Consider the following 25,318-nt stretch of genomic DNA (forward strand, 5'->3'; position numbering starts at 1 on the left):
TAGCATATGTGCAGTTGCGGGAAAGATCATTCGGGCGGTGCGACGGCAACCGGAAAGCGCCAGACCCGCAATTTTACCGATCCATGGCGCAAAACGCCGGGCAGGTTGCTCGGCACCAGTCTGATAAGGCTTTATCAGCTCACGCTGTCCTCCTTTATAGGCAATTCCTGCCGACATATGCCGACCTGTTCTGAATATACCTACGAATCTGTGGCCCGTTACGGATTGTGGAACGGCAGCTGGATGGGACTGTTCCGGATCATGCGTTGCGGCCCCATGGGAACTCACGGATTCGATCCTGTTCCGCAAGAATTGTCGGCCTATTATCGCTGGTATTTGCCTTGGCGCTACTGGCGGGTCTCGTCACCCACAAGCTAAGTGTTTGTTTTTAAAAGATTGCAACAAATCTGTTAGTTTATTGCCCGTTGATTAGAATTCGTTAATGATAATTCTGTTTTATCGGGAAAAGGAAATCAGGTCGGCCCGGCGTCTTTTTCGCGCCGCAATTCGGCTTCATTTGCATCTAGTTTTCTTTTCATGTGAGCCAATATGCATAAATCGTTGTCCCGCACCTCCCAGCTGATTGCCGGTGTTGCGCTTGGTGCCAGCATCTTCTGCGCTACCAACGCCATGGCGAATGTTTCATGGGTGGTTTTTGATGCCGATACTGGCGTCGTTTTGGGACAAGACGATGCAACCGAGCAGCACGCGCCTGCTTCATTGGCCAAGATGATGACGCTCTATCTGACCTTTGAGGCTCTCAAGACTGGCAGGCTGAATTGGGATGATCAAATGCCGATCTCCAAGAACGCATCTGCCAAAGTCAGAATGAAGCTGTATCTGAAAGCTGGCGAAACAATTTCTGTTCGTGATGCCGTCATGGGTATGGTTATCGTTTCGGCAAATGATGCCGCAACGGTTGTTGGCGAATATCTCGGTGGATCGGAAGCGGGCTTTGGCCGCCTGATGACGCAAAGAGCCCGAAACCTCGGCATGAAAAGCACTTATTTCGCTAATCCATCGGGTTTGACGGCGAAGATGACCCAGCTGACAACTGCGCGCGATATGGCTGTGCTTGGCATGTCGCTGCGTCGCGATTTTCCAAAAGAGTATGCGCTGTTTTCGGAGCGCTCCTTTACCTATAAGGGCCGTCCGTTCAACGGCCACAACAATCTGATGTATCGCTATCAGGGAGTAGACGGCATCAAGACCGGCTATACAGATGTTTCCGGCTATAACCTCGTTTCGTCAGCAATCATCAATGACAAGCATCTCGTGGGCGTTGTGCTTGGCGCTGGCTCATCGCGCGAGCGTGATGACCGCATGGCGAAACTCCTGACGCGCTTCGGCACGGAAGGCGCTGGAAAGTCCACAGACGAAATCGTTACAGCTTCGGTTCAGACACCTTTGCCCGTTATCTCGCCGCTCAAGCCACAGAAGCCAAAGGTTGATGCTGTTGCCGATATGATCGACGACAACAAGATCGAGCAGGGTGACGGCGGCTTTCTGGTGAAGTCTGCCATGTCTGCATGGCGTGTTCAGGTTGGTGTAACGCCATCCCGCAAGGGTGCAGACGAGCTGCAAGCCAAGTATTTGCCGGTTGTAAGCAGCCTGGTGCCGGGTACAAAGGCTGAAATTTCGACCGCTCCGCGTGGTCGCAAGATGTACCGCGTTCGCTTCTCCGGATTCAAGGATTCGGATGCAGCTGAAAAGACTTGTGCGAAGCTCAAGCAGCAGGGCGTTCCCTGCCTCGCCATCCGCAACTGAGTTCATCCAGTTTCCAGAATGCTGAAGACGCCGTGATGCAGTTTGCCACGGCGCTTTTGCTTTACCTATTAATCAAAAAAGATTAATACCCAACCGTTACAGCGGGTCCAGTTAAGACTGAATCTTTGGAGCCGCTGTAACTGTTTGTTTTTACGCATTATCCGACGCAGAACCGCTCGCGCTTTTGCTGGAATGCTATAATTCCTGTTGTGGAAGCAACATATAGGCGGTTCTGACAGCTTGAGCAGGATCGTTTCATGCAAAACCACCCGCAATCGTTGGCGGGACTGGATAAGGAAGAAAATGATGTCGAATGTATCTATGCAGTTTCCTGATGGCTCGGTGCGCGAATATGATGCCGCAACAACCGGTGCCGAATTAGCTGAATCAATCTCCAAATCACTTGCAAAGAAGGCCGTGGCTTACGCCGTTGACGGTACCGTGCGCGATCTCTCCGATCCGCTTGGCGCTTCCGGTGCAATCGAAATTCTGACCCGCGAAGACCCGCGCGCGCTGGAACTGATCCGTCACGATACGGCTCACGTTCTCGCTGAAGCTGTGCAGGAACTCTTTCCGGGAACGCAGGTAACGATCGGTCCAGTCATCGAGAACGGTTTCTATTACGACTTTGCACGTAATGAGCCTTTTACGCCCGATGATCTGCCGGTGATCGAAAAGAAGATGCGCGAAATCATTCAGCGCAACAAGCCGTTCACCAAGCAGGTGTGGTCGCGCGAGAAGGCCAAGCAGGTTTTTGCCGATAAGGGCGAGAGCTACAAGGTCGAACTTGTTGATGCGATCCCTGAAGGTCAGGATCTGAAGATCTACAATCAGGGCGAATGGTTCGATCTTTGCCGTGGCCCGCATATGGCATCCACTGGCCAGATCGGCAATTCATTCAAGCTGATGAAGGTTGCCGGCGCTTACTGGCGCGGTGATGCCAACAACCCGATGCTGACCCGCATTTACGGTACGGCATTCGCCAATGACGCCGATCTCAATGCTTATCTTCATATGCTTGAAGAAGCTGAGAAGCGCGATCACCGCCGTTTGGGTCGTGAAATGGACCTGTTCCATTTTCAGGAAGAAGGTCCGGGCGTTGTGTTCTGGCACGCCAAAGGCTGGCGCATGTTCCAGACGCTGGTCGCCTATATGCGTCGTCGTCTCGACAGCCACGGCTATCAGGAAGTCAATGCACCACAGGTTCTGGACAAGTCCCTTTGGGAGACATCCGGTCACTGGGGCTGGTATCGCGACAACATGTTCAAGGTGACTGTTGCCGGTGACGATACCGACGATGATCGCGTGTTCGCGTTGAAGCCGATGAACTGCCCAGGTCACGTTCAGATATTTAAGCATGGTCTTAAGTCTTACCGCGATCTGCCTATAAAGCTTGCAGAATTTGGTAATGTGCATCGCTACGAACCATCGGGCGCATTGCATGGCCTGATGCGTGTGCGTGGCTTCACGCAGGACGACGCGCATGTGTTCTGCACCGAAGAGCAGATGGCTGCCGAATGCCTTCGCATCAACGATCTCATTCTGTCAGTCTATAAGGACTTCGGCTTTAAAGGGATCACGATCAAGCTTTCGACACGCCCTGAAAAGCGTGTGGGTTCGGATGAATTGTGGGATCGCGCTGAAAGCGTGATGATGACGGTTCTGGAACAAATCGCGGAACAGTCGGAAGACATCAAGACCGGAATTCTGCCGGGCGAAGGTGCTTTCTACGGACCTAAGTTCGAATACACGTTGAAGGATGCGATCGGCCGTGAATGGCAGTGCGGAACGACACAGGTTGACTTTAACCTGCCGGAACGTTTTGGCGCATTCTATATCGACAGCAATTCGGAAAAGACGCAGCCGGTGATGATCCATCGCGCGATCTGCGGTTCGATGGAACGCTTCCTTGGCATTCTGATCGAAAACTTCGCCGGTCACATGCCACTTTGGTTTGCACCGATTCAGGTTGTCGTTGCGACGATTACCTCGGAAGCCGATGGCTATGCTGCTGAAGTTGCGGCAAAGCTCAAGGCTGCTGGCCTCCAGGTCGTGACTGACGTTCGTAACGAGAAGATCAACTACAAGGTTCGCGAACATTCGTTACAGAAGGTTCCGGTCATTCTCGTCTGCGGTATGCGTGAAGCGGAAGAAAAGACGGTCAATATGCGCCGTCTCGGATCGCGCGATCAGGAAGCCATGACGCTGGACGAAGCTATTGCTCGTCTGACGGAAGAGGCGACACCGCCAGATCTTCTTCGTCTGAAGAAATAATCAAATAAAACCGCGCTTAGGCGCGGTTTTTTTATGCATCCATACGCAGAACGATAATTCTTACGGGCTGAATTTGACAGGCGTAGCGAAGCCTTGCGCTATAGATGGGTGAGAAATCAATCTACAGTGTCGTCGGATGCTTCGAATTCCTTGCTTGTGACGACCTCGACATCTTCATTCTTGCCCGATGAAACCTTGAAATCACGCTGATAAATCCGGTCCTTGTTCTTGGCAACGGCGACATAGTCCCCCTCGATGAGAACGAGTGAAGAATAGGCGCCGGCGCTTTCGCGAACGACGTCACCGGAAGCGTTCAAGATTGACCAAGAGGTATCGGCGAGCGCTTCGCCACCTTTTTCGCGAACAAGCTTCAGCACAACTTCGGCCGCACGATGCTGAACGGTGGCTTCCGTCAGCTTGCCTGCTTCGACGCGAATATCTGCGCGAATGATGGCATTTGCAGAACCGTAGTTGGAAACGACATGATAGGTGCCGCTGTTCAGACGGATGATCGTGTCTGGTTTTACATCCGGCACGATGAGCGAGCGGTCATTGTTGTCTTCGTCGGCATAAATCGAGAATCGCACCAGGTCGCTTTTGATTTTGCCTTCATCTGGCAGAACTGCACTGAGCTTCATGCCGCCTGCATCGAGCGTCATTATTTCATGGCGGCTGGCATTGGTCAGTGTGATGCGCTTGGTTGCTCCCGCACGGCCATAGGCGGCGTGTACGAGATAACTACCTTCAGGAAGATTGAAAACTGTGCTGCCGCCCTTTGAAGAAGCGATGAGCGCGAGTTGTCCGTCTGCCCCAACCTCCGGTGCGAAGACGCGCCAGACAAGTCCGGTCGAAATATCCGGACCGTCTTGTTTGAGACGTGCCTTGAGATCCAGTTCGCTTGTTTTCACAAGAGGATTGTTTTCAGGGCTTATTGGGCTTGCGTAGGGGCTGAGCGTTGGCAAATTAAGCTTTGGCTCTGGAAAATTTGGCAAGCCGCTAGTGCTGTTGGTCTGAACTGATCCATTTCCGCCGGAAGGGGCCTGCATGGCAGGTGGGGCAGCTGGTGCCGGTGCTGGTGGCTCAAGCTGGAAATTCGGTAATTTGAAGCCGCCGCCGGGACCTCCCTGCGGACCGCCGCCAAATCCACCGCCCATTCCGCCGCCGGGACCGCCCGGGCCACCGGGGCCTTGAGCTAAAGCAGACGAAGCAATCAGGACAAAAGAAAGGGTCGCGGCAAGTGTCTTGCTGCGCGATGATTTTGCACTGTTTGCTCGAAACAGACCCATAGTATCTGACATGGACATGTTTTGACCCCAAGCGGGTGGCGAATTCAAGGCCAAATCGACCATAGACATGGCAATTTATATGGGCGCTCCATGCGTTGTCACAGATTCTTGGCTTTACAGGCCAACAATGACAGGTGAGAAGCAGTCACATTCCATTTCCAGCATAATCTTGGCGATCTCCATTTCACTCTGGTCGCATTATGCTTTAAGTGGAATGACATATGCAGATTTTAGCGATGAGGTTTCCTCCCGTGACACATCCGGTGTTTGATTTTCTGGCTCAGCGCAGCTCCACACCTATTTCGGCTATTTCAGAACCAGCACCCGAAGGCGCTGAACTGGACGAATTGCTGAAAGTGGCAGCACGCGTGCCGGATCATGGTCGTCTGACACCTTGGCGTTTCATTCTTTATCGTGGTGATGTTCGTCACAAGGTTGGTGAATATCTTGCCAAGCGCGCAGAAGAGCGGGAAGGCCCATTGCCGGACAGTCGGAAGGATCAGGAGAGGGCGCGTTTTGCGCGCGCACCACTGGTAATCGGTGTGGTTTCTTCGCCGGTCGCTCACGAGCGCATTCCGGAATGGGAGCAGTTTCTGTCGGCAGGCGCTGCTGCAATGAACCTTTGCACCGCAGCAAATGCGCTTGGTTATGCCACCAACTGGATCACCAATTGGTATTCCGACGATGCGCCTGCACGCGCTCATCTGGGGATTGCTCCGAATGAACGGGTTGCCGGTTTCGTGCATATCGGGACAGCAGAAAACAAGATGCCTGAGCGTCCGCGCGCCGATATGGAAAAGATCGTTTCCGACTATAGTGGACCTTGGACTGAATAAACTAGGTTAGTTTTCTCTGATAAACTACGGAAAACAAGATGTTTTATAAGCCAGAAGATGGTCACGGACTGCCTCACAATCCGTTCAAGGCAATTGTTGCTCCGCGTCCGATTGGCTGGATTGGTACGCGTTCGGCATCAGGAAGCGTCAATCTGGCTCCGTATTCGTTTTTCAATGCCATCTGCGATACGCCACCTATGGTGATGTTTTCGTCTTCAGGTGTGAAAGACAGCGTTACATTCATCGAGGAAACAGGTGAGTTTACCGCCAGTCTGGTCAGTGACCATCTGAAAGAGAAGATGAATGCTTCTTCGGTCAATGCGCCACGCAGTGTGAGCGAGTTTGAATATGCAGGCCTTGGTATTGCCCACAGCAAGGTCATTGCAGCACCATATGTAAAAGAAGCTTATGCAGCACTCGAATGCGTTGCAGTCGAGACCAAACGTCTACAGGACAAAGAGGGCAGGCCGACCGACAATTATATGGTCATCGGTGAAGTTGTCGGCGTTCACATTGATGAAAGCGTGCTGACTGATGGACTGTTTGACATAAGAAAAGCCAAACCCGTCACACGGCTTGGCTATATGGATTATGCGACGACCGAGGACGTCTATCAAATGTTCCGACCGAAGTGGGACGATTAGAGCGCCGTGCACCCTTCCGGGCGCGCAATTGCCGCTATAAAATTTTGATTTTAAAGCATAATTTCATTTTAAGCTGATTCAAGTTTTAGAAATTATGCTGTAGATTTGAAGGGCTGATTACAGCCCCTTTTTCTTTGCTTCGATCCAGATATTTTCCATCTCGTCGAGTTCTGCGGCCTCAAGACTACTGCCTGTATCCTTCAATGATTTCTCAATGAAATCAAAGCGGCGCTTGAATTTGTCATTCGCCGCGATCAGGGCTGTTTCGGCATCTATTTCCAGATGTCGACCCAGATTGACCATCGCGAAAAGCAGATCACCGTATTCTTCGGCGATATTAGCTTTGTCTTCAGCGGCCATTGCTTCTTTGAGTTCGGCAGTTTCTTCAGCGATCTTGTCGAGAATCGGCGCTGCTTCCGACCAGTCGAACCCCACCTTGGCGGCTTTCTGCTGGAGTTTCAGCGCGCGTAGAAGGGCAGGGAAGGCATTTGGAATATCATCGAGATAACGTGTTTTCTCAACGGTTTCCAAACCAAGTTTAGCGCGTCGTTCTGCACGCTCGGCCTTCTCTTCCGCCTTGATGCGATTCCACGAGCCCTTCGCCATGCCAGCGCTTCTGGCCTCAGTATCGCCAAAGACATGCGGATGACGGCGGATCATTTTGTGTGTGATGGCTTCCACGACATCACCGAAACCGAACTTTCCCTGTTCTTCCGACATGCGTGCGTGAAATACGACTTGTAGCAACAGATCGCCAAGCTCTTCGCGCAGATCATCCACATCGTCACGTTCAATGGCATCCAGTACCTCATAGACTTCCTCCAGCGTGTAAGGTGCGATGGATTTTGAAGTCTGCTCGACATCCCATGGGCAGCCAGTTTCAGGATCGCGCAGAGCGACCATGATTTCGAGAAGACGGTCGATATTGCGGGAGGGTTCCATCTTCGCTCCATTAAATTGATGTCGCATTGTTGAGGCAATCTGCGAGAATCGAAGGGTTTGGGTTGCAGTCCGCTATGGTTTTTGCATAGTCAGCCAATAAACGCCTTTGGGGGATCGCACATTGGGGCAGTATGTTCAACAAGCAGGTATTTAAAGAATGACGATTCTTGTAACTGGTGGTGCCGGATATATCGGTTCTCATACATGCGTACAGCTGATTGAGGCTGGCCACGACGTGGTTGTGGTCGATAATTTTGATAATAGTAATCCGGAAGCTCTCCATCGTGTGGAAAAGATCACGGGGCGCGCGCCAATTCGCGAACCTGGTGATATTCGCGACCGTACCCTGCTGGAACAGATCATTACACGTCACAAATGCACGGCTGTTATTCATTTTGCCGGGCTGAAAGCCGTAGGTGAGTCGAGCGAAAAGCCGCTGCATTACTATGATTGCAATGTGCTAGGTACGCTACGCTTGTTGCAGGCGATGGAAACTACAGGCATCAAAACGCTGGTTTTCAGCTCTTCGGCTACGGTTTATGGCGATCCGGAAAAACTCCCCATCACCGAAGACCAGCCACTGTCCGCAACAAATCCTTATGGACGCACGAAGCTCGTCATCGAAGATATGCTGCGCGATCTCTATAACAGCGATAACAGCTGGAAAATTGCGATCCTGCGCTATTTCAATCCAGTTGGCGCACATGAAAGCGGTCTGATTGGGGAAGATCCAAAGGGTATCCCAAACAATCTGATGCCAATCATCGCGCAGGTTGCGACGGGCCGTCGCGAGAAGCTCAACATCTGGGGCAATGATTATGATACGCCGGATGGCACAGGTGTCCGCGATTATATCCATGTTGTTGATCTTGCAGCCGGGCATCTGAAAGCGCTTAAAAAGCTTGATGAACCGAAGTGCTTTTCAGTCAATCTGGGTACAGGGCAGGGCTACAGCGTTCTTGATGTGGTCAAGGCTTTCGAGCATGTGTCAAACCGTGAGATCAAATACGAGATCGCGCCGCGCCGCCCAGGTGATATTGCCGAATGCTATGCCGATCCTGCTTTCGCGCGTGATTTTCTGGGCTGGACCGCTGAAAAAGACCTTCGTGAAATGTGTCAGGACATGTGGAACTGGCAGTCTAAAAATCCAAACGGATATGAATAAAGCGGCAGAGTAGGGCTGTTGTATTTCAGTCCTGTTCTCCCGGAAAAGTGAACCGGCTATATGCGCCACCTATCCTTAAGTATTGTACCAAAGTCTGATTGGACTATTACAACTGGAGGGATGGCTGGCCGGTTTACGGCCCGAAGTAATGAAGGACTACCGAGATAATGCGTTTTCTGCCCGATAAGTTCACTTGCATGTTGATTGCAACCATTTTGCTTGCGTCATTCCTTCCGGTGCAGGGCGATTTCGCTGAGTGGTTCGGGATTGCTACTAAAATCGCGGTTGGACTTCTGTTCTTCCTGCATGGCGCACGTTTGTCGCGTGAAGCGGTTGTTGCGGGTGTTACGCACTGGCGACTGCATTTGGCGGTCGTATGCTCGACATTCGTCTTGTTCCCGATTTTGGGACTTGCCGCAGGCTGGACAATTCCGGGACTGGCACAATCGCCGTTCTATCTCGGCATTCTCTATCTCTGCGTTCTGCCTTCTACGGTTCAATCGTCAATCGCCTTTACCTCGATGGCAGGCGGTAATGTTTCCGCTGCCATTGTTTCGGCCTCTGCATCCAACATTTTCGGTATGTTCCTAACGCCATTGCTTGTCGGCCTGCTTTTCGCAGTGAAAGGTGGCGGCGGTATTTCTGTCGATGCGCTTGAATCTATTCTGCTTCAATTGCTTGCACCGTTTGTTCTTGGGCAAATTTTGCAGCCGTGGATCGGCAATTTCATGCGTCGTCACAACAAATCGCTCGGATTTGTCGATCGGGGCTCGATCCTGATGGTTGTCTATCTGGCGTTCAGTGAAGCGATTGTCGAAGGTCTATGGCATACAGTTTCCTGGAATGATCTCGGTGTAATGATCGGCGTGAATATTCTGCTTCTGGCGATTGTCATGCTGGCGACTTGGTATGGCAGCAAGGCGCTGGGCTTTAATCACGCCGACCGTATCACGATCATGTTCTGTGGCTCCAAGAAGAGCCTTGCCAGTGGTGCGCCGATGGCCAGTGCTATATTTGCAGGCGCAAATGTCGGTAGCGTGGTGTTGCCGCTGATGCTTTTCCACCAAATCCAGCTGATGGCTTGCGCAGTGATTGCGCGTAAACTTGCCGATCATAAGCCTGCTGCAAATACGGCGACTGCAGCAGCTGAATAGAACTGGTTCTTGCTGTGATCCTCATATGAGGGTAGGAGGGTAGGCGAGTGGTTTCGCCTCGCCCTCTCCTTTTATGGAGCAGACGGCCCTAACCCAGTTATTTGCTTTCTAGTGGCTATCCGCGTTCACTAAGGGCTCAAGAAAAGGCAATTGATATGTCCAAGCAGAACGGCAAATCCGGCAAGACGGATTCATTTGATCAGGAGGCTTTGGCCGAGGCTTATAACCATGCGCTTGCGCTGGAAAAAGCCGGTGATCTGGATGCTGCTGAAAAGGCATATCAGGCCGTTCTGGAACTCGACCCGGAAGACCATGGTGGCGCTGCGGTGCGCCTTGCCAGCATGGGGCGCGGAAACGTGCCGCCAAAAGCGCCAGACGCTTATGTTGCAACGCTGTTTGATCAACACGCCGAGATGTTTGACACGATCCTTGTCGATCAGCTTGGTTACGATGTGCCATTGCAGCTGCGCGAAATGCTTCTTGAAATGGACGAAGAGTTTCAGGCTGAGCGTATGCTTGATCTTGGCTGCGGTACTGGCCTTTCTGCCGATGCGCTGGACGATATGGCAGACCACAAAACGGGCGTCGACATTTCTGAAAACATGATCGAAGTGTCGTATGAAAAAGGCGATTACGACGCGCTGTTCGTTGGAGAAGCTGTTCGCTTTCTTGAGACCACTGAAGAAGACAATTGGGATCTGATCGTCGCGACCGACGTGCTGCCTTATATGGGCGGGCTGGATGAGTTCTTTTCAGGCGTAGCCAATCATCTGCAAGCCGGAGGCTATTTCGGCTTCTCCAGTGAAACGCAGCCTGACGAGCGTTTTGCCGGACGTGATTTCATGGTGGGTGATTATCAGCGCTTTGCCCATGCACAATCCTATGTGCGTGCGCTTTTATCTGCGCATGGCATGGAATGCATACGTTGTGAGGATATTGTCGTCCGTAGCGAGCAAGGTTCGCCAGTTCCAGGACATTTATATATCGCTCAGCGCCGATAATATCGGCGTATGCTGGCTCCAAATCACAGAGTTACGTTCCATAATCTATCTTATGCGATCGATGTGCTGGGTTTAGGTTGGGTCCGTTGTGCGTGCTGTAACCGACTGACGATTGCGACGCCTGCTCTCTTTTGAAGAGCCAACCGATGTTTACGCTGGCTCATAAACGAAACCGGATGAAACAGTGCTCATCCGGTTTCAGCCTAAGCTTTAGATCTTCTGCCCGACATCGATACGATTGCCGTCCGGATCTTCAAACACAAAAGCCCGCAAGCCGTAATCCTTGTCTTGCAAGCCTTTTATGATCCGCATACCGTTCTGTTTGCAGATTGTATGCAGAGCATCAACATTATCGACCAGCATATGTGCAATGTTGAAGTTTGCAGCTTTGTGATCTTTCTGCAGTGAAAGATGCAGTTCACCTTTCTCATTTCGCAAGATCATAAAGCCAACAGGATTTCCGTTTTCGAAGACTTTTTCGAAACCAAGAATTTCACCGTAAAAATGATAGGCTCGGGCCATGTCTTTAACAGGAATCATAGCCGCAATTCGTCCAAAACCGACATTCTGATTAGCGATATCGTTCATCGCATAACCTCTGTTTGCGAAGGCTCAATCTCCAGCCAGACGGTGCTTCTGAAAGAAATGCGCTTCAGTGTTTTTGTGAGAAGGACGGTGCCAACACATCTACATTTATGCTGTTTTTATCGGGATGGGAACTGTTTCCGTTTGATTGTAATCATTTCCCTGATGCTCCATTTCAATGTAGCTGCTGATTGTCGATCTAAGATCACGATGTAAGACCCCAATCTAAGACCAAAGCATGCGTGTAATAGTTGTCTGCTTAGGCTATTACCTCCATGCGCCGACTCCGATCGTCAGCCTAAGCGCTTCACGTACTGGAGAGCGTTGTTTCCGGCCTAAAGCCGGTCTGCAAGGAAGGTAGATACCATGTTGGAAGCACGTATCAGGAACACGTCTCTGCGTGATAAGATCATCACTGCGGAAGAAGCTGCAAGCCTGATAAAAGATGGCATGATTGTCGGCATGAGTGGATTTACCCGCGCTGGTGATGCGAAAGCTGTCCCACTCGCAATGGCCGCACGCGCTGCCGATGATCCATTTCAGATTACGCTGATTACCGGTGCCTCCCTTGGCCATGATGTCGATAAGCTGCTGACTGAAGCGCATGTTCTGGCGCGCCGTATGCCTTTTCAGGTGGATCGCACATTGCGTGCAGCGATCAACCGCGGCGAAGTCATGTTCATTGATCAGCACCTGTCCGAGACTGTCGAACAACTGCGCTCCAATCAGATCGGCCCTATCGATTATGCTGTGGTCGAAGCGCTGGCCATCACAGAGAATGGCGGCATTATCCCGACAACGTCGATTGGAAATTCAGCGAGCTTCGCAATTCTGGCCGAGAAGGTCATTGTCGAGGTCAACCTGAACCAGCCATTGGCGCTGGAAGGGCTTCACGACATCTATATTCCAACCAAGCGCCCTTCCCGTGATCCAATCCCGGTGACGGCTTCCGACAGCCGTGTCGGCCTGCCCTATATTCCGATTCCACCTGAAAAAATCGCCGGCATTGTTATTACGCATGAGAACGACAGCGCCTCAACGGTCGAACCTGCTGATGGCGAAACCGTTGCGATTGCGTCGCACCTTATCAAGTTCCTGTTGAATGAGGTCGAGGCTGGTCGTCTCGATCTGACGCTTAACCCGCTGCAAGCTGGTATTGGTACTATTGCAAATGCAGTTCTGAACGGTTTTGCCGAAAGCCCGTTCCATAATCTTCGCATGTATAGCGAAGTGCTGCAGGACAGCACCTTCGATCTGTTCGATGCGGGCAAACTTGATTATGCGTCCGGCTCGTCGATCACACTCAGTCCTGCCTGCGGCGAGCGCGTTTTCAACAATATCGACCGTTATCGTGACAAGCTGATCCTGCGTCCGCAGGAAATCAGCAATCACCCCGAGGTCATTCGCCGCCTGGGCATTATTGGCATCAATACCGCGCTTGAGTTCGACATTTACGGCAACGTGAATTCGACCCATGTCGATGGCACCCATATGATGAACGGAATTGGCGGTTCCGGTGATTTTGCGCGCAACGCCTATATCTCGATCTTCGTGAGCAAGTCCGAAGCCAAAAACGGTGCCATATCGTCAATCGTGCCGATGGTGACGCATGTTGATCATACTGAGCACGATGTTGATATTCTGGTCACTGAACAAGGCCTCGCCGATTTGCGCGGCCTCGCGCCGCGTGAGCGCGCAAGCCTGATTATCAACAATTGCGCGCATCCGGATTACCGGGATCAGTTGAACGACTATTATGAACGTGCCTGTGAGCGCGGAGGTCACACCCCTCACCTGCTGGAAGAAGCATTCAGCTGGCATAGCCGCCGCAAGCAGACAGGCACGATGCTGAAATAGTGGCTTGCTTGAAATTAGATGTATGAAACGGCGGCGGAAGCCGCCGTTTTGCTTTGCAATTAAGTGGAACCTTATTCTCATTGGAACGTTAACCGGCACATCATTTCTGCAAAGAAACGATGGAGATCGGGGACAGTCTCTGGCTTTATCGAGCCGTGCTTCCCAAGGTTTTGAAGACTGAATTCGGTGCAGCGATGGAACAGCCGCCGAGTGACACAAATAACAGCCGTTCCGGGAAGGGTCCGACTGCCTATGTCTATCCTCATTAGTCTGCTGATAACAATTCTGGTTATCTTCCTCGTTCTTTACCTTATCAACATGCTGCCGCTTGATGGGAAAGTGAAACAGATTGCCCAGATCATCGTCATTATTATCGGTATCATATCGCTTCTGAAGTACCTGGCAGTCTTCTAATCGCCCGCGATATCTAGGTTTCAAAGCTGAAGGACGCCCAAAAGGCGTCCTTCAGTTGTTTTACGTTGTTGATCTCCAACATTGTAAATTAGTAACGTGTTAAAAATTTCATCGAGTGTTATTTCTTTTAAAGATAGTTGTCGTAGAGCTAATCTATGAGTAATATATTTTGGCTGCACTACTTTAGATTGTGTCAATAATGGCACGCATATATAAAAAATTGCATAAGTGCAGGAACATGCCTTTAATCGCTAAAATGTTCGGCCTATAAGGCCCACGGCGATCAGGCCTGTTCACAGAGGGTTCAGAGACAGGCACCTAAAAACATCTTCATCGGGGTTTGGGGGAGTTCATCGGCATGAAGGCAGCTTTATGGAAGGCAGCGTTGATAACGTTGTCTGTTGTGCTGTTTTCCGTTGGCTCCAGTTTAGCCGTCGGATTCTTTTCCGGATCGAAGCCGGGCGTTATTGCTATCAGCCTTAGCGCCGCTATCCCATTGGCCACGGCCTTCCCTTCACTTCTCTATATTTTTCTGCAGCATAGCAAACTTGGTGAAGCCTATACGCAGCTTGAAAAAGCGCATAGTGAGCTGCAGGCGCGCTCGCGCGTCGATCACATGACCGGGCTGCTCAACCGCGAAGCATTGTTTGATGCAATGAAGATTAGCCGTTCACGTATTGAAAGCGGGACGCTTCTCGTTATTGACGCTGATCACTTCAAAGCGATCAATGATACGTTTGGGCATAGCGTTGGTGATCGCGCACTCAAGCTGATTGCTTTCGCACTGCAGAATGTGACGCGTAAAGGCGATCTCGTGGGGCGTATTGGCGGCGAAGAATTCTGCGTTTTTCTTCCGGGTGCAACGGGGGAAACCGGTATTCGTGTCGCACAGAGAATACGCGCGGAAGTAGAGAACACACCATTCCACGCTACTGAATATCAGGTATATCCGCTGACGATCAGTATCGGCGTGGCATCTGCACCGAAGAATGAAACCAACTCGCAGGTGTTAAGCCGCGCTGATCGTTGCCTTTATATGGCCAAGCAGCGCGGTCGAAACTGCGTCGTCTTTGATGAAGAAAGCGGTCGTATTACGAGTGCGTCCGTCGTTTCGATCACCAACGGACGCGAAGTCGCGCGCGGATAATTTAGTCCCAGGGCGTGACTTCTTCTTCGGACCAGCCGACAGGCACAAATCCCATCCTTTGATAAAGCTGTAATGCACGCGGGCTATCGAGCGTGTTGGTGTGGATAGCCACTTTCTGCGGGCTATGGGACCAGGCCGTGGAAATTGCTTCATTGAGGAAGAACTTACCCAATCCCCTGCCCTGATAGTCGGGAATCAGGCCGAAATAGAGAATTTCAGCCGTTTCAGGCAATGCAGACAGGTCGAGTTCGAGAAGGCCAGCCGGGTTGCCGTCAGCGTAGAGAACGTGAATCTCGGCGGTTTCAGCGTGAATGGCCTCGGCCACTTCCGCATCGCTCTGCACGCGACGCATCATCCAGTGATGCTGGCGTCCAACCTGTTCATAGAGATAACGATAGAAATGCACCGGCATTTCGGTCGAGCGCATTATGGCAAGGCGCAGGCTGGAGGGAACCGGAACCGACAGCGCAGGACGCGCTGTCATTTCCAGATGGGTCACTCTGGCCATCATTTTTTCAGTCATGCTTAGTCTGCTTCGCCGGTCACTACAGGCGTATCCTGCCTGCTGCCCCATTCGCTCCATGAGCCATCATAAAGCCGATTGTCTTCATGGCCAAGCGAGGTCAATGCCAGTGTGATAACGGCAGCGGTTACGCCGGAACCGCAGCTGGTGACGACTGGTTTATTGAGGTCTACACCAGCACTTGCGAAGATTTCGCGAAGGCTGTCGAGGCTTTTTAGCTGACCGTTTTCAGACAGAGAACCGACCGGAACGTTGCGAGCGCCCGGCATGTGACCGGAGCGCATACCTTCACGCGGTTCTGCATCGCGGCCTGTGAAACGGCCAGCTGCACGAGCATCAGCAATCTGAGAGCTGCGTCCATCCACGATTTTGCTCATTTCGGCAAAATCAACGACCTTTGCCGCATTGAATGAAGGCGTGAAAAGTGTTGCAGCAATTTTTGTGACTTCATCCGTGACGGGGAAGTTTGCTGCCTTCCAACCATCAAAACCGCCATCGAGAACCAGAACGTTCTTCACGCCCATCACGCGGAACATCCACCAGACGCGCGGTGCTGAGAACATGCCGGGGCCATCATAGACGACAATGGTTTCATTGGCCGTAATACCCATTGCGCCAACATGGCGTGCAAAAAGCTCCGGCGATGGCAAAGTATGCGGGAGACCCGAATCCTTATCTGCAATCACATCCTGATCAAAGAAGACTGCGCCCGGAATGTGCGCTGCATCATATTCATCGCGTCCATTGCGACCGGCCGCGGGCAAATACCAGGATGCATCCACGATTGCGAGACCCGGCTCGCCCAGACGAGCTTTCAGATCATCGCGGGAGATAACAAATGCGCTTTTGTCGGACATGATTGCTCCTGAACTTAAACTAATGGTGCATTGCCAAATCGAATGCGGAAGCGGCGGTTTTCCTTGCCCTTCTTTTCGATTTTGCCGATGTGGATTTCACCCACTTCCTGCGTTTCAGAAACGTGTGTTCCGCCGCAAGGTTGCGAATCCACCGAACCATTTTCGCCGATAACCACCAGACGAAGACGGCCTGCACCCACAGGTGGGCGCACGTTCTTCGACTTGACAATATCCGGATTGGCCAGAAACTCTTCGTCGCTGATCCAGCGAAGTGTAACTGGATCATTGGCTTTCACCATTTCCATGAGTTTTTCGGTCACGGATTCCTTAGTGTAGCTCGCATCTGGAAGATCAAAATCGACGCGACTTTCCTCTTCACCAACCGCAGCACCGGTGATTGGAAACGGGCACGCGACAGAAAGAAGATGGCAGGCTGTATGCATACGCATCAGCTTGTAGCGGCGCTCCCAATTGATATGCAGAACCAGCTTCTCACCAATAGCAGGGAGCGCCTGCCCTTCGGCTGGCACATGGACGATTTCGTTTTTGCTTTCGCCGGTAACGGTTGCAGCAATTTCAATACGAGAGCCATCGGCGCGCTCAAAAAAGCCGGTATCTCCCGGCTGACCGCCGGAAGTGGCATAAAAATTTGTCTGATTAAGAATAATCCCGCCGGTATCTGTCAGGGCAATGACCGAACCCTCCGCGGTTGAAAGATATGCATCTTCGCGGAACAGAGCTTCAGTCTCGTATGCCATGATTATCCCTCGTACGGTATGTGAACATCAGTTTTCGTTTCCAACCAACCCGGCACAGGCAAATCTTTGCCGCGCAGGAAAGCAGGATTGAACAGCTTGGACTGGTAACGATTACCATAGTCGCAAAGCACGGTCACGATTGTGTGGCCCGGCCCGAGATCTTTTGCAAGGCGGATTGCACCGGCAATATTGATGCCCGAAGAACCGCCCAAGCAGAGTCCTTCCTCCTGAACCAAATCAAACAGAATATCGAGTGCATCGGCATCGCCAACACGGTAGGAAAAATCGGGTGTGAAGCCTTCGAGATTGGCCGTGATGCGCCCCTGCCCGATGCCTTCAGTGATGGAATCACCTTCTGATTTCAACTCGCCTGTCGTGTAGAAGGAATGAAGTGCTGCGCCATGCGGATCAGCGAGAGCGATCTTGATATCCGCATTCTTATCCTTGAGGCCAAATGCCGTGCCTGCGAGCGTGCCACCTGAACCTACAGCCGAGACGAAACCATCGACCTTGCCATTGGTATCACGCCAGATTTCCTGCGCTGTGGTTTCAATATGCGCGATGCGATTGGCGACATTATCGAACTGATTGGCCCAGATTGCGCCGTTTGGTTCGCTTTTGGCCAGTTGCTCGGCCAGACGCCCGGAAAGACGCACATAATTATTCGGATTGCGATAAGGCGCGGCAGGAACCTCAATCAGTTCAGCACCAAGAAGACGCAGCGCATCCTTCTTTTCCTGGCTTTGGGTTTCCGGAATAACAATAACGGTGCGATAGCCAAGCGCCTTGGCAACAAAGGTAAGGCCGATGCCGGTGTTTCCTGCTGTACCTTCAACGATAACGCCGCCGGGCTTGAGCAGTCCGCGTTTTTCGGCATCACGGATGATGTAAAGCGCTGCGCGGTCCTTGACCGACTGTCCGGGATTGAGAAATTCGGCTTTGCCATAGATTTCGCAACCGGTGATTTCAGAAGCCTTTTTCAAGCGGATCAGTGGTGTATTGCCGATTGCATCGAGTGCCGAATTGAGCATGGCTTCCGTTCCTTCTGGTTGACAGGAAACTATGTGGAAGCACGACGTTCTTCAAGCAAGCGGGGAATAATTTTCCAACTGAAATTGCAAGCACTAACTCACCAATCCAGCTAAAACGAAAAAACCGCCCCGTTAAGGGCGGCTTTTAGAAAAAGTAGTGCTGCGATTAAGCAGCGCGTTGGCCGCCACCGCCGCCACCTGGACGACGCTTGCGATGGAATGGACGCTTTGGCTTTGCTGTGCCTTCTGCACCTGCAGGCTTTGAACCTTGGGAACCCTGGCCCGAACGATGTTCGCCAGACTTTGCCATCTTGTTTGCAGGACGGCGATGCTTCTGCGGCACGGAATGCGAACCTGGCTTGCGGTCCGAACGTGGACGGTCTTCTGCATCATCGAACTTTGGAGCCGGTGCTGGTGCAAGCTTAACCGGAGCTTCCTTGATGGTCAGCTTGTTGCGTGTAACGCGTTCAACGGCGCGCAGCTTTGAATCTTCCGTTGCTGCATCGTAAAGCGTGATCGAAGCGCCGCTTGCACCGTTACGACCGGTACGGCCAATACGGTGCACATAGGTTTCAGGCTCATCCGGCAGATCGTAGTTGACGACGTGGCTGATGCCCGGAACGTCAATGCCGCGTGCGGCGATGTCGGTTGCAACCAGAATGCGCAATGTACCATCTCGGAAGCCGTTCAGCGCGCGCTGACGAGCATTCTGCGATTTATTGCCGTGGATCGCAGCAACGTCAAAGCCATCACGTTCGAGATGACGAACGACCGCATCCGCTCCATGCTTGGTACGGGTGAAGACGATGACCGACTTCATGCCCTTGTCGCCTAAAAGGCCGGAGAGCAGACGGCGCTTTTCCTTGGTTGGAACAGGATGCACGACCTGCGTGATTTCAGCAGCCGTCGTGCCCTGTGGAGCAACTTCAACGCGAATTGGATCGCGCAGCAGGCTCTGAGCGAGTGCCGCGATTTCCTTTGGCATGGTTGCCGAGAAAAGTGCTGTCTGACGGTTCTTGTGCGTGCCCTTGGCAATGCGCTTCACATCGTTGATGAAACCCATGTCGAGCATACGATCAGCTTCATCGAGAACCAGCCAGCGGGTTTCCGACAGATCGACGCAGTTTTCGCGGACCAGATCGGTCAGACGACCCGGCGTTGCAATAAGAACGTCCACACCACCCTGCATACGCTTGATCTGGCTCAGACGCGAAACGCCGCCGAGAACAAGTGCGGTGGAGATATGGGCCTGCTTGGCAACGGTGCGGATTGTTTCTTCAATCTGCACGGCCAGTTCGCGGGTTGGCGCGAGGATCAGCGCGCGTGCGGTCTTGCCCTTGCGCTTGTCACCAAGTGCGATGATTTTCTGCAGGATCGGCAGGCTGAATGCAGCGGTTTTGCCAGAGCCGGTCTGTGCGATACCCAGAATGTCGCGGCCTTCCAGCTGGTGCGGAATAGCCTGTGTCTGGATTGGCTTTGGCTCAGTCATGCCAGCAGCTTCAACGCCTTTGAGCAGCACACCGGTAACGCCAAGAGCGGCAAAGCCGCCAGTGTGTTCAATATTCTCAGTAGTCAATTTAAACTCTTTCGGCGGCACCGCAAAGTTGCGGTCCGCTTTAAAACTTCGGACAAGCGCAACTTGCCGAACGGGAATATCTTGGATGTACGACGGGACGCCGGAATACTCCGGTCGACTTGCGCTGCCGTGCCCGAAACCAGTCGGGTCTCCCCTGCTATCAGACCATTCTGACTGCAAGAGGCGAGACGCAACAAGTCCGATTCCGGGAAGACTGAAATTGTTCAGCCCATGCGCCTAAGCCGCCATATGGGGTATTGTGCCCCAAAAAGCAAATGAATTTTGCCTTTGGTTCTATCAGATAATGAAGTCTGCCAGCACCTGATTGTCGGTAATATCCTGATAGGCCCAGCCTGCTTCCGCAAATTTCTTTTCGAGAATTTTGAAGTTTGCAGCGTCCTTGGTTTCAATACCGATCAGAACGGAACCAAAATTGCGTGCGGATTTCTTCAGATATTCAAAGCGTGCAACGTCATCTTCCGGACCGAGCAGATCAAGGAATGAGCGCAGCGCACCGGGACGCTGCGGGAAGCGGAAAATGAAATATTTCTTTAGACCTTCATAGCGAAGCGCGCGTTCTTTAACGTCTGGCAGACGTTCAAAATCGAAATTACCGCCGGATACGACGATAACAATACGCTTGCCTTTGAGTTCGCTTTTTTTGAAATCCTTAAGCGCATCAATACCGAGTGCACCGGCAGGCTCAAGGACGACGCCCTCAATATTCAGCATCTCGACGATGGTTGAACAGAGGCGATTTTCCGGAATCGTGATGACAATATTCTTGTCGAAGCCCTTGAGAAGTTTGAAGTTTTCCTTGCCGATTTCTGCGACGGCTGCGCCGTCGACAAAATTATCGACTTGGCTAAGCTTGATACGCTTGCCTGCTTCAAGGCTGCCCTTGAGGCTTGCAGCGCCCTGTGGCTCAATGAAGCGATAGGCAGTCTTCCAGCCCAGGGCAGTGAAATATTGCGTGACACCGCCCGAAAGGCCGCCGCCGCCAACTGGAAGGAAGACAAAATCCGGCTTCTTGCCATCCGGCAGCTGGCGTTCGATTTCGAGTGCAACAGTCGCCTGCCCTTCGATAATGCCAGCATGGTCAAATGGCGGCACCATCACGCCCTTGTTTGCCTCTGCATATTCTTGCGATGCAGCATAGCAAACATCGAAAATATCGCCGACGAGCTTGATCTCGATAAATTCCGCACCGAAAGCACGGGTCTTGTCGATTTTTTGCTGTGGCGTTGTTACAGGCATGAACACCACACCCTTGCGGCCAAAGTGGCGACAGGCGAAGGCAAAACCCTGCGCGTGATTGCCAGCCGATGCGCAAACGAAGACCGCATTTTCGTCAGCAGTTTTTACCGCGCGCGAAATGAAGTTGAAGGCGCCACGTATTTTATAAGAGCGAACTGGTGTCAGATCTTCGCGCTTGAGCCAAATTTCCGCGCCGTATTTCCGTGAAAGATAGTCATTGAGCTGCAAAGGTGTCTCTGGAAAGAGCGCGCGCATGGCAGTTTCAGCTTGAGCTACGGCTTTAACGAAGGCGTTCATCGGTCAGCTTTCTGCATTCATAACAATATTTGCGCATGGCTACATGGCTTTGAGAGCGCAAACAAGCTTGAAACGATAAACTTGAGTAAAATCGTAATGTTTTATCTAGGAGAATGGGTGGTGCGGTCGGCGGGACTTGAACCCGCAAGCCTAAAAGGCGACGGATTTTAAGTCCGTTGCGTATACCAATTTCGCCACGACCGCAGCTGAGGAATTCTATGTCATGATTTGTGAAGCAAATTCAAGCTGTTTCCGGCGTTTTAATAACTGGATTTAATGACAGTGGAAATTGTCGCGAGAGTGCCGCCAAAAATAATCAACAAATTACCCGCAACGATTTCGGAGAATGAAAGTTATAGTGAAAACAATCAGTCGCATGCGGGGTCTCCAGTTTGAAAAACACAGAAAACCAGTTGCAGCATTCTTCTGCCGGGGATTAACTGTGCGTACACAGAATGGAGTCTGAGCATGACGAATACCCCGCAGCAGGCCGTTACGGCTGCAATGCTTGCCATCGGCGATGAACTTCTCTCAGGACGAACGAAAGACAAGAATATCGGCCACTTGGCTGATGTTTTGACAGCTGCCGGCATTGATCTCAAAGAGGTCCGGATTGTGCCTGACGACGAAGATGCGATCGTTTCTGCACTCAATGCGTTGCGGCCGGGCTATGACTATGTTTTCACGTCCGGCGGCATCGGTCCAACCCATGATGACATCACTGCAGACGCCGTATCACGCGCTTTTGAAGTGCCATGCATTTATGATGAAAAGGCGATGAAGCTGCTGGGTGACAATTACGCCAAGCGTGATCTGGAGTTTACGGACTCACGCAAGCGCATGGCGCGTATGCCGCAGGGCTCGGAACATATCGACAATCCGGTATCCGCTGCGCCAGGCTTTCATATCGGCAATGTCTATGTGATGGCTGGCGTGCCGTCTGTGTTTCAGGCGATGCTCGACAATGTTCTCCCAACCTTGAAAACTGGCCGCAAGCTTTTGTCGAAGGCCGTGCGCTGCCCGTTTGGTGAAGGCGTCATTGGAGCACCGCTCACCGCGATCCAGAAAGAGAATCCTGAAACGATCATCGGGTCTTATCCGAAGTTTGAAAATGGCCGGTTCAGTACGGAACTGGTGGTGCGCGGCAGTGATGTTGCCAAGATCGATATTGCTGTTGCTGCAATCGAAGCGATGATTACAACGTTGCAAAATCAGGGAGCCGCTTGAAATAGGGTGGTTTTGCCTGCTCGCGCAATCGCATTATATGCTAAAATAGAAGTATAGCCGGAAGGAGATCTGATATGTCCTACAAGACGGTGGTAGCCTATTCCCGCAGTGAAGCCGAGTTGAAGCGGGTTCTGTCTGCAGTTGGGCTTTTGATGCGAAAGTTTCCCGACATTCACGTCATCGGACTTTACTCTATTCCCTCTCCTATTGTGTATGCGGACCCGAACGGATTTATCGATCCGGGCATGTTTGAGCTGCACGACAAGCAGCACAAGGAAATCTCCGAGAGGCTACAAGAACGCTTTGAGGAAGAAATGCGCCGTCAGGGTGCAAATCATGAGTTCCGCATAACTCGTTCGGAAACCGGAACGGCAGCTGATGGCGTTCTCACATCCTGTCTTGGTGCAGAACTTCTTGTGGCTGGGCAGCCAGATCCTGAAGATGCGGCAACCAATGACGAAACTGCTGATACGCTGGTGTTTAATTCCAGCTGCCCGGTTCTTCTCGTTCCGCACACACCCGTTATTGCAATGGAAGCGCTGGACCGCATTGTTGTGGCATTTAATGGCAAACGAGAAGCGGCACGCGCCACTTTCGACGCGCTTCCTTTGATGAGGAATGCAAGCCGAACTGAAATTGTCTGGATTGATCCGCCTGAGCGCGAAGGTGAGGATGAAGCACTTGCAGGGAGCGATCTTGCTGAATCCATTTCTCGTCATGGACTTGCTGTAAGCGTAACGCCATTGGCATCCCATAATCGTTATGCGCAGGATGTCTTGCGAGAACACATCATAGCGCAGCGTGCCGACCTGTTGGTCATGGGCGCCTATAGCCACTCAAGGCTCCGTGAGCTGGTTTTCGGCGGTGTAACCCGCGCGATGCTCAATGACCTCCCTATCCTCACGCTTTTCTCGCGTTAGAGCGGTTCTAGTTAATATTGAATCATTGGAGCCGTTCTATTTTTTGTTTTATCGCATTATCCCACGCAAAACCGCTTCGCACTTTTGCTGGAAATGCTCTGAACAGTTGCTTGATACGCCGATTTTGATCGGCGTATCATTTTTTTGCTTCTAATTTAGCGATCTATAGGCGTGCGATCTCACGCCGCTCTTGCACAATAGGCATTTTTGCGGTTATCAGCATCACCCGGCGCTGACTGTGCCGGGATAAAGCCTTTCTGCATTGTGCTGCATGTGAAAACTTCACTGTGCGCGAATAAAGAAAGCCTAAACAGTTCAGCGCGAATGGCACCCGTCATCGCGCATTTTTGGTTTGATAGGTCCGGCATATCTCGACCGGACTCTCCATGGAGCGTTTCGATGTCGTTGCCCGATAAAGCCTTTCCCGTTTCCTGGGATCAGTTCCACCGTGATGCCCGCGCGCTTGCCTGGCGTATTGCAGATATGGACCGCGAATGGCGTGCCATCGTTGCAATCACCCGCGGTGGTCTGGTTCCTGCTGCCATCGTTTGCCGTGAACTCGGCATCCGCCTCATCGAAACGGTCTGCGTTGCGTCCTATCACGATTATACATCGCAGGGCGAAATGGAAATTCTGAAAGGAATCAGCGCTCCGCTTCTCGAAAATGGCGGCGAAGGCGTAATCGTGGTCGATGATCTGACCGATACTGGCAAAACCGCAGCCATCGTTCGTGAAATGATGCCAAAGGCACATTTTGCAACTGTTTATGCAAAGCCAAAAGGCCGCCCGCTGGTCGATACATTCGTAACGGAAGTCTCTCAGGACACCTGGATCTACTTCCCATGGGATATGGGCTTCACATATCAGGAACCGATCGCTGGCGGAAAACGCGGATAAACGAAAATAAATGAAAGACGATTGCGGTGGTAAATTCGCCGCAATCGCACTATATTGAAAGTCAGCCGAAATGAGATGGAGGCATGTCACCAAGCTTTTGAGTTAAAGCGATGTGGCTGCTAATTTCAGCAAAACCTTAAAAATAAAAGCATTTTCAGCTTCTTATTCTGAGGCTCTGTTAAACAAATCCATTGTCATTTTGGCGAATCAATCCATTCTGTTTGGAAAATGGTGGGACTTTCGCGGTGAAAACACAGGCCAAAAAATTTGTTGCGACAGAGAAGCGTATTTTGACGCCTTCTGGTCGTTTGCAACAAGTTGCGGCACTGGTGTACCGCTATGAAGCTCATGAATTGCAGATACTTGTGATCACCAGTCGTGGAACGGGTCGCTGGATTATCCCAAAGGGATGGCCGCAGGTCGGTCGCACGCTTGCAGATACTGCCGCTCGTGAAGCTTATGAAGAAGCTGGCGTTCGCGGTGAGATATCGTCTCAGCCAATCGGCAGCTTTGATTATTGTAAAAATGATCTGCCACCTGAGTGCATCAACCAGTTTACGGTTGCAGTCTATGCGTTGCACTTTGTCGAACGCGCGAAAGATTGGCCGGAACGCGAACAGCGCGTTTGCGAATGGGTCTCACCCCGTGAAGCTGCTGCGCGTGTGGATGAAGTCGACCTGAAACGCATTCTTCTCGACTTTGGCGACTCGCCTATCGCGATTGCTGCCGAGTAACCTTCTGCTTATAAACGATTTTTGAACCGTCATGCATCAGTCGTGAGTGGCTTTTGCGATGTCCGGTGTTCTGTATTTTGTTTTTCCGGCTAATTTTTTTGTCTTTCACATAACCGTCATTCTCCCCGTTATCCACATTTGCCCCCAGAGCTTTCCCACAATATCTAGC

23 protein-coding genes, 1 tRNA gene and 1 pseudogene are annotated in these 25,318 nt (G+C 51.7%); 15 read left to right on the forward strand and 10 right to left on the reverse strand.

Going from position 1 to position 25,318, the window contains the following annotated elements:
- Positions 1 to 6 precede the first annotated feature (6 nt).
- The 3 genes from yidD to thrS all read left to right on the forward strand — a co-directional run bounded on the left by yidD (position 7) and on the right by thrS (position 4,041).
- Positions 7 to 378: a membrane protein insertion efficiency factor YidD gene (gene yidD, locus RT142_RS00860; RefSeq protein ID WP_113485247.1), complete on the forward strand. Its 372-nt coding sequence runs from the start codon at positions 7 to 9 to the stop codon at positions 376 to 378.
- Positions 379 to 549: 171 nt separating this feature from the next.
- Entirely contained in the window at positions 550 to 1,767 is a 1,218-nt protein-coding gene (locus RT142_RS00865) for a D-alanyl-D-alanine carboxypeptidase (protein ID WP_007875041.1), read from the forward strand.
- Between the two features lie 303 nt (positions 1,768 to 2,070).
- Positions 2,071 to 4,041: a threonine--tRNA ligase gene (gene thrS, locus RT142_RS00870; RefSeq protein WP_039859776.1), complete on the forward strand. Its 1,971-nt coding sequence runs from the start codon at positions 2,071 to 2,073 to the stop codon at positions 4,039 to 4,041.
- Between the two features lie 116 nt (positions 4,042 to 4,157).
- Here thrS and RT142_RS00875 read toward each other — a convergent pair whose 3' ends face one another.
- On the reverse strand, positions 4,158 to 5,087 hold the full coding sequence (locus RT142_RS00875) for a hypothetical protein (RefSeq protein WP_408913754.1): 930 nt from the start codon (positions 5,085 to 5,087) through the stop codon (positions 4,158 to 4,160).
- Between the two features lie 491 nt (positions 5,088 to 5,578).
- Between RT142_RS00875 and RT142_RS00880 the strand changes: the two genes are divergently transcribed.
- Both RT142_RS00880 and RT142_RS00885 read left to right on the forward strand, forming a co-directional pair.
- Entirely contained in the window at positions 5,579 to 6,163 is a 585-nt protein-coding gene (locus RT142_RS00880; protein WP_064320635.1) for a nitroreductase, read from the forward strand.
- Between the two features lie 38 nt (positions 6,164 to 6,201).
- Positions 6,202 to 6,807: a flavin reductase family protein gene (locus RT142_RS00885; protein ID WP_313026545.1), complete on the forward strand. Its 606-nt coding sequence runs from the start codon at positions 6,202 to 6,204 to the stop codon at positions 6,805 to 6,807.
- A gap of 117 nt (positions 6,808 to 6,924) precedes the next feature.
- Here RT142_RS00885 and mazG read toward each other — a convergent pair whose 3' ends face one another.
- Positions 6,925 to 7,749, reverse strand: coding sequence for a nucleoside triphosphate pyrophosphohydrolase (gene mazG / locus RT142_RS00890; RefSeq protein ID WP_007875035.1), 825 nt, complete (start codon positions 7,747 to 7,749; stop codon positions 6,925 to 6,927).
- A 157-nt stretch (positions 7,750 to 7,906) separates the two neighbouring features.
- On the opposite strand from mazG, the gene galE reads away from it, so the two are divergent.
- The 3 genes from galE to RT142_RS00905 all read left to right on the forward strand — a co-directional run bounded on the left by galE (position 7,907) and on the right by RT142_RS00905 (position 11,069).
- Complete coding sequence (gene galE / locus RT142_RS00895; RefSeq protein WP_313026548.1) at positions 7,907 to 8,914, forward strand: UDP-glucose 4-epimerase GalE; 1,008 nt, start codon at positions 7,907 to 7,909, stop codon at positions 8,912 to 8,914.
- A 167-nt stretch (positions 8,915 to 9,081) separates the two neighbouring features.
- Positions 9,082 to 10,068, forward strand: coding sequence for a bile acid:sodium symporter family protein (locus tag RT142_RS00900; protein WP_112808802.1), 987 nt, complete (start codon positions 9,082 to 9,084; stop codon positions 10,066 to 10,068).
- A 155-nt stretch (positions 10,069 to 10,223) separates the two neighbouring features.
- Positions 10,224 to 11,069 carry a class I SAM-dependent methyltransferase gene (locus RT142_RS00905; RefSeq protein WP_313026551.1) on the forward strand — a complete coding sequence of 282 codons (846 nt, stop codon included), beginning with the start codon at positions 10,224 to 10,226 and terminating at the stop codon, positions 11,067 to 11,069.
- Between the two features lie 210 nt (positions 11,070 to 11,279).
- On the opposite strand, the gene RT142_RS00910 is transcribed toward RT142_RS00905, so the two are convergent.
- Complete coding sequence (locus RT142_RS00910; protein WP_064320632.1) at positions 11,280 to 11,657, reverse strand: glyoxalase superfamily protein; 378 nt, start codon at positions 11,655 to 11,657, stop codon at positions 11,280 to 11,282.
- 363 nt (positions 11,658 to 12,020) lie between these two features.
- Between RT142_RS00910 and RT142_RS00915 the strand changes: the two genes are divergently transcribed.
- The 3 genes from RT142_RS00915 (at position 12,021) to RT142_RS00925 (ending at position 15,072) form a co-directional block, all read left to right on the forward strand.
- A complete protein-coding gene (locus RT142_RS00915; RefSeq protein ID WP_313026553.1) occupies positions 12,021 to 13,511 on the forward strand; it encodes an acetyl-CoA hydrolase/transferase family protein in 1,491 nt (496 codons plus the stop codon).
- Between the two features lie 252 nt (positions 13,512 to 13,763).
- Positions 13,764 to 13,925: a Thivi_2564 family membrane protein gene (locus tag RT142_RS00920; protein ID WP_007875014.1), complete on the forward strand. Its 162-nt coding sequence runs from the start codon at positions 13,764 to 13,766 to the stop codon at positions 13,923 to 13,925.
- 358 nt (positions 13,926 to 14,283) lie between these two features.
- Entirely contained in the window at positions 14,284 to 15,072 is a 789-nt protein-coding gene (locus RT142_RS00925; RefSeq protein WP_079211913.1) for a GGDEF domain-containing protein, read from the forward strand.
- A 1-nt stretch (position 15,073) separates the two neighbouring features.
- Here RT142_RS00925 and RT142_RS00930 read toward each other — a convergent pair whose 3' ends face one another.
- The 7 genes and pseudogenes from RT142_RS00930 to RT142_RS00960 all read right to left on the reverse strand — a co-directional run bounded on the left by RT142_RS00930 (position 15,074) and on the right by RT142_RS00960 (position 21,575).
- Entirely contained in the window at positions 15,074 to 15,595 is a 522-nt protein-coding gene (locus RT142_RS00930; protein ID WP_007875012.1) for a GNAT family N-acetyltransferase, read from the reverse strand.
- Between the two features lie 2 nt (positions 15,596 to 15,597).
- Positions 15,598 to 16,452, reverse strand: coding sequence for a 3-mercaptopyruvate sulfurtransferase (gene sseA / locus RT142_RS00935; RefSeq protein ID WP_313026558.1), 855 nt, complete (start codon positions 16,450 to 16,452; stop codon positions 15,598 to 15,600).
- A gap of 14 nt (positions 16,453 to 16,466) precedes the next feature.
- Entirely contained in the window at positions 16,467 to 17,210 is a 744-nt protein-coding gene (locus tag RT142_RS00940; RefSeq protein ID WP_064320629.1) for an alanyl-tRNA editing protein, read from the reverse strand.
- 2 nt (positions 17,211 to 17,212) lie between these two features.
- Positions 17,213 to 18,241, reverse strand: coding sequence for a cysteine synthase A (locus RT142_RS00945; protein WP_105518576.1), 1,029 nt, complete (start codon positions 18,239 to 18,241; stop codon positions 17,213 to 17,215).
- Between the two features lie 166 nt (positions 18,242 to 18,407).
- A pseudogene (locus RT142_RS00950) lies at positions 18,408 to 20,050 on the reverse strand (DEAD/DEAH box helicase).
- 64 nt (positions 20,051 to 20,114) lie between these two features.
- Positions 20,115 to 21,371 carry a threonine ammonia-lyase IlvA gene (gene ilvA, locus RT142_RS00955; RefSeq protein WP_313026561.1) on the reverse strand — a complete coding sequence of 419 codons (1,257 nt, stop codon included), beginning with the start codon at positions 21,369 to 21,371 and terminating at the stop codon, positions 20,115 to 20,117.
- A gap of 118 nt (positions 21,372 to 21,489) precedes the next feature.
- Positions 21,490 to 21,575, reverse strand: a tRNA-Leu gene (locus RT142_RS00960).
- Positions 21,576 to 21,839: 264 nt separating this feature from the next.
- On the opposite strand from RT142_RS00960, the gene RT142_RS00965 reads away from it, so the two are divergent.
- The 4 genes from RT142_RS00965 to RT142_RS00980 all read left to right on the forward strand — a co-directional run bounded on the left by RT142_RS00965 (position 21,840) and on the right by RT142_RS00980 (position 25,149).
- A complete protein-coding gene (locus RT142_RS00965; protein ID WP_079211866.1) occupies positions 21,840 to 22,598 on the forward strand; it encodes a competence/damage-inducible protein A in 759 nt (252 codons plus the stop codon).
- A gap of 74 nt (positions 22,599 to 22,672) precedes the next feature.
- Positions 22,673 to 23,518, forward strand: coding sequence for a universal stress protein (locus tag RT142_RS00970; protein ID WP_105518531.1), 846 nt, complete (start codon positions 22,673 to 22,675; stop codon positions 23,516 to 23,518).
- A gap of 399 nt (positions 23,519 to 23,917) precedes the next feature.
- Complete coding sequence (gene gpt, locus RT142_RS00975; RefSeq protein WP_007875001.1) at positions 23,918 to 24,415, forward strand: xanthine phosphoribosyltransferase; 498 nt, start codon at positions 23,918 to 23,920, stop codon at positions 24,413 to 24,415.
- Positions 24,416 to 24,660: 245 nt separating this feature from the next.
- Entirely contained in the window at positions 24,661 to 25,149 is a 489-nt protein-coding gene (locus tag RT142_RS00980) for an NUDIX hydrolase (RefSeq protein WP_064322413.1), read from the forward strand.
- Positions 25,150 to 25,318 lie beyond the last annotated feature (169 nt).

Origin of the sequence: Brucella sp. (assembly GCF_032066345.1) — a bacterium.
Classification (GTDB): domain Bacteria; phylum Pseudomonadota; class Alphaproteobacteria; order Rhizobiales; family Rhizobiaceae; genus Brucella; species Brucella pseudogrignonensis.